Origin of the sequence: Arenibacter sp. F20364 (genome assembly GCF_023015905.1) — a bacterium.
In the GTDB taxonomy this organism is placed as follows: domain Bacteria; phylum Bacteroidota; class Bacteroidia; order Flavobacteriales; family Flavobacteriaceae; genus Arenibacter.
The window spans coordinates 1-4761 of the sequence record NZ_JALKBD010000073.1; the positions used below are offsets into that span (position 1 = coordinate 1).

A 4761-nucleotide genomic window follows, 5' to 3' on the forward strand; every position below is an offset into this window, starting at 1 on the left:
AGCCCGGGCCTTTGGGGAGAAACACACCCCCTGCCTACGGCAGGCAGGCTAACCTCCCGCAAAAACCCACCCCTAGCCCCTCCCAAGAGGGGAATTGGTTACGTTGTGATAAGATTCGTCATTGCGAGCCTGCTTGGCGGCAGACAGGCCTGCCTGGCGGACAGACAGGGAGCCGAGACGACGAGGCAATCTCTGCAAGGGAACAAGCAGATTGCCTCCAAGGGCACCCCTTCCGTCTTCTCCTACGTCGAATCCACCTTCCCCTAGCCAGGGGAAGGAGCACTTAGTTAAACAACTTTCAACATAATTCATAAGTCAAGGCTCTAACATCTAGGCTCTAGATTCCCAATTATACTTCAAACATAAGCATTGTACACTGTAAGAAGCAGATTGCCGCGCTGCGCCTGCCAAACGGCAAGGCAGGCCTACCTATCGGTAGGTAAACTCGCAATGACGACAGTTGACAACGTTGAAGACACAAACTATTGCCCATTGGCTAATGGCTTTTGCCTAAGGACCACTGTGTACTAACAATCACTGAGGTATACGCCCACGGCCAGTCCGCCTTCCGAGGTTTCCTTGTATTTGGTGTTCATGTCCTTGGCGGTTTCCCACATGGTATTGACCACTTTATCTAGGGGTACTTTTGCATTGGCAGGGTCGGAGTCCAGCGCCAGTTCCGCAGCGTTGATGGCTTTTATGGCCCCCATGCAGTTCCTTTCTATACACGGAATCTGAACCAATCCGCCAATGGGATCGCAGGTAAGGCCCAAATGGTGTTCCATAGCGATTTCGGCTGCCATGAGGACTTGTTCCGGGCTGCCGCCCAAAAGCTCTGTCAGGGCTGCGGCGGCCATGGCGGAGGAAACCCCAATTTCGGCCTGACAGCCTCCCATGGCCGCGGAAATGGTAGCTCCCTTTTTAAAAATACTGCCAATTTCTCCCGCTACCAGCAAAAACTGTTTGACGTGTTGAAAACTGGCCTCGTGATTTTCTATGACCATATAGTACATGAGCACGGCCGGGATTACCCCAGCGCTGCCATTGGTGGGGGCGGTGACCACTCTTCCCAAGGAGGCATTTACCTCATTGACGCTCAGGGCAAAGCAACTTACCCATTTTAGAATGGATCTGAATTTAACCTCGGTTTGTCTAATGGTCTGCAGCCATTCCTGAGGGGTGGAATAGGGGAGGTTCCCTTTTAATTTTTGGTGGGAATCGTAAGCTCTTCTTCTCACGTTCAATCCGCCGGGAAGATTCCCTTCGGTATGACAACCTATGTACATACACTCCAACATCGTATCCCAAATATGTTGTAGGCCTTTGTCTATTTCCGAATCGGAACGCAGGGATCGCTCATTTATCAAGACCAATTCTGAAATGGATTTATTTTCTTTTTTACAGGTAGCCAAGAGGTCGGTCCCATTTTCTATAGGAAAGGGGAAGGATTTAAAGACTTCCATTTTCTTTTTGGAACGTTTAAGTTCTTCTTTTACGACAAAGCCACCGCCAATGGAGTAGTAGGTTTCTTTTATTTGCTTACCATTGGATTGGGAAGCGGTAAAAGTGAGTCCGTTGGCATGGAAAGGCAAAAATTCCCTTTTAAATTGGATATCCAATTTTGGATCGAAGGAGATTTCCAAGGAATTGTTTAGAAGTAGCTTTTTACTTTCCTGAATTCCCTGTACGATACCGCTTATATTTTCTATGGGAATGGTGACCGGATCTGCCCCTGTAAGTCCGAGCATAATGGCCAGATCGGTGGCGTGTCCCTTGCCCGTGAGGGAGAGGGAGCCATACACATCCACCTGTATATGGGTAATGTTTTGGAATACCTTCTTTTCCAACAGTTCACCGATAAAACGTTCTGCGGCACGCCAAGGTCCCAAAGTATGGGAGCTGGAAGGACCAATGCCAATTTTTAGCATATCGAAAACACTAATGCATTCCATTTTCCAAGTAGATTAAATTATTAGGGTAAATATAGGATTATCTCTTGGGAAATGTACCAATGAGTTAATGAGGAAATGTAACAATGGTTTAATGTAACAATGTATCAATTTGATAATGAGTTAATTTGGGAATTTGGAAATGAGTTGGAGTTTAAAGGGTATTCGTCATTGCGAGGCGACGAGGCAACGAAGCAATCTCTGCAAGGGAACAGGCAGATTGCCTCCAAGGGCACCCCTTCCGTCTTCTCCTGCGTCGAAGCCACCTTCCCCTCTTTAGGGGAAGGAGCATATTGTTAGTGCGACCAACAACTTAAGTCTTTAGTCCAGTTTCTAGAATTTGGAATCTCAATTCTCCCTACTCACTATTAGATTCCAACTTTTAACTTTCAACATTCTAACTTTCAACTGTAACAAGCAGATTGCCGCGCTTTGCTTACCTAACGGCAGGCTCGCAATGATGATAAAAAAGGCTCCTCCCCTTGGCCTGTACTGAGCGGAGCCGAAGTATAAGGGAAGGTGGATTCATCGCTGATAAGCGAGGGAGACGGAAGGGATTGAAAGCCCGGGCCTTTGGGGAGAAACACGCCCCCTATCTACCGAAAGGCAGGCTAACCTCCCGCAAAAACCCACCCCTAGCCCCTCCCAAGAGGGGAATATGGTCGGTACCAAGATTATAAACTCTAGCGTAAGTTCGAGTGCTTCTCAAACCAATTTTGCTCCACTTCGTTATGCAAAACTACCTGCCCGACCGGCTGGCGGGCTCGAAGTGACGGGCGTTAAGCTTTTTGTATCGAGAACCGGTTTGGTGCTTACCGTCTACTTCTCGATACAATCCTCCTGCGTCGGATCACCCGCCTTGACGGTCGGGTAAACTCGAAGTGACGGCTTTGAACATTAAACCGAACACTGTTCACTGTCGACTGTTCACTGTTCACTCCCCACTGTTCACCGAACACTGATCTTCAGGCCTCTGGAAGGTTCCCGCCCATGACCATGAACAAGAATGGAGTCTGTTGTAATGCGGACCTTGGCGAAGGCGGAAGTACTTTCTGTATCTACCATTCCCTTAAAGGTGAGGTAATGTACCCCATGGCGTTCGGCATAATCCCCATTGTGGTTGTGCCCGTTGAAATAGAATTTCACATTGGAGTATTGGTCGATAAGGGAAAGAAATTGGGGACTGTTCCATAATCTATGCACCTTATCCTCCCCGAGCACGGGAAAATGGCAATAGAATCCAACATTTTCATTGTTCTCTAGGGCCAGTTTTAATTCGCTTTCCACCCATTCAAGTTGTTCTTGGCTTAGGCCTCCGTTCCAGGTCTGTAGGTTGGGCGGATTGGATTTTGAGAGTAGTGTAAATAGGGAGTCGGTTTGAGCGATCTTTTCCGGCGTAATGGCGCCCTGATAACTTAGATCGTTGCCGTCCAGGACAATGAATCGCCAATCTTGTTCTACAAAACTGTAATACCGTTGTTTTAGGTTCATTTTCTGGGGCACTAAGGGTTTAAGGGAGTCGGCCACACTGAAATCGTGATTGCCCAATACTTGGTATTTTTTGGTTTTTAAGGTGTTCCAGATAGGGCCAACGGTATCAAAACTGCTAAAATCCCGATCGATAAAGTCGCCCAGATGAATGGCATAATCCAAGGGAGAGCTGTTAAGGCTATCTACCGCGTTTTGCAGTTTTGCGGGCGAGTTCTTATAAAATCGTGAGGGGGTGGCTTCGCAATGGCAATATTGGCAGTCGGCAATGATGCCAATGGCCAGGTCTTGTTTGGAATCTGGTTTGGTTTTCTTGGATCCACAGCCAATAAGGGTGGTGATGAACAAGGCGGTAATGGTCTTTTGTAGTAGGGCCATAGGGTAGTGGGTTGGTTATTGTATTAAGGTCAAATATACTTTTTTTTGAGTTCAGGAAGTTTAAGGGAAGGTTAGGTGTTGTTTTATAGTCATAAGGTTATAAAGTTCAAAGTTGAAAGTTTGATTTTGAGGTTATGGTGTTAAAAAGTTATAATCCGTGAGCCCTAAGTCAAAAGGATGATGGGAAATTTAGGCTCTTCATTTAGGTATTAATTTTTCCCCTCTTGGGAGGGGTTAGGGGTGGGTTTTAAAAACAAAACCATTTTTTTAATCTCTTCCAATACCCAGTTCAAATTGTTCTTCGTATCCAAATCACTGAATCAAATAAAGTATATTCCCAAATATTCCAGACGATTTTGGCGAATGGTATCTTTTTCGGGATGCCCCTCCAAAAAGTGGACCGAACCATCCACCTCTATGGCAAGTTGAAGTTCTTTACAATAGAAGTCCACTTTATAATTGTCTATCGGTATTTGCCGGCTAAACCTGACTCCTAGTTTTTTATTTTTTAATTCGCGCTACAAGGCAATTTCCCCCATAGTCATGTTGTTGCGAAGTTTTTTCGCAAAAGGAACTAGATCTGGATTATAAGGTATAATTTTTTTCATCAGATTACCCACCCCTCAATCCCCTCCAAGGAGGGGAAGGATTCATGAATATTGTTTGACTTATGTGAAATCAAGACCCTAAACAGCATTAGACTGATTTCAGAAAGGATGTATTCAATTAAAGCTTGAACCAAGATAATAATTCAATTTTACGAATCCAAGTAATTTTTTAATAGGAGTCAAGAAGCTTTTAGGAAAGATTGCAGAGGGAAGATTAAAGGCTACTTAATCTTGATAGAGCAAAGACGGAAGGGATTGAAAGCCCGGGCCTTTGGGGAGAAACACACCCCCTGCCTACGGCAGGCAGGCTAACCTCCCGCAAAAACCCACCCCTAGCC

General features: G+C 45.8%; 2 protein-coding genes and 1 pseudogene. All 3 read right to left on the reverse strand.

Going from position 1 to position 4761, the window contains the following annotated elements:
* Positions 1-527 precede the first annotated feature (527 nt).
* Positions 528-1952 (reverse strand): L-serine ammonia-lyase, encoded by a 1425-nt coding sequence (locus MWU84_RS23530; RefSeq protein WP_246906449.1) that lies wholly within the window; start codon positions 1950-1952, stop codon positions 528-530.
* Between the two features lie 945 nt (positions 1953-2897).
* Positions 2898-3815, reverse strand: coding sequence for a metallophosphoesterase (locus tag MWU84_RS23535; RefSeq protein ID WP_246906451.1), 918 nt, complete (start codon positions 3813-3815; stop codon positions 2898-2900).
* 320 nt (positions 3816-4135) lie between these two features.
* Positions 4136-4318, reverse strand: a pseudogene (locus MWU84_RS23540) (DUF559 domain-containing protein); the annotation flags it as partial.
* Positions 4319-4761: the final 443 nt, after the last annotated feature.